General features: G+C 27.9%; 1 protein-coding gene. It reads left to right on the top strand.

The features are described from left to right. Positions 1 to 670: phage tail spike protein (locus GBZ86_RS16510; protein ID WP_207707486.1), on the top strand; the 670-nt coding region annotated here is incomplete at both ends.

The raw sequence follows: 670 nt of genomic DNA, 5'->3' as shown, positions 1-670 counted from the left end.
TTTTTGATAAGTTCTATAAAGATATTGTAGAAGAATGCTATATAAGAACTAAGGAAAATGAATATATAGTAAAAGAAATTCATGAGCTTGATAACTTTACAGAGTTTACTTGTTTTTTAAATGTGGAAGATTTAGAGGGAAAGCCTTGGGATAGATATGAAAGTATAGAAAAAAATATAGTGGATGCCTTAAATCTTGCCATAGTTTCTACTGGATGGAGGGTTGGATGTTGTAATGTAACTAAGAAAAGAACTGTTAGAAAAAGTAATTGTAGTTCCTGGGATATTATACAGGATATTAAGAAAACCTACATGGTGGATTTACAATTTGATTGTATAAATAAAAAAATAAATGTATATGAACATCTTGGCAGGGATAAGGGAGTTTATTTTATGGATTCCTTAAATGTAATAAAATTAGAAAGCCAAAGAGATTCCCATAATTTTTATACAAGACTTCTTCCCCTTGGTAAGGATGGATTAACTATTAAGGCTATTAATAATGGGAAAGATTATGTAGAAAATTATCAATACTCTAAGAAAATTAAAACTTTTTATTGGAAAGATGATAGATATACTGTGGTAGAAAATCTTAAAAAAGATGGACAAGCTAAACTTAATGAATTATCTAAACCAAGAAGAGCTTATAAGGTGGATATAAATAATTTAGC

It is taken from the genome of Clostridium tarantellae (genome assembly GCF_009295725.1).
Classification (GTDB): Bacteria; Bacillota; Clostridia; order Clostridiales; family Clostridiaceae; genus Sarcina; species Sarcina tarantellae.
The sequence above is the reverse complement of the archived record's forward strand: the minus strand, read 5'-3'. Positions and strand labels throughout refer to the sequence as shown.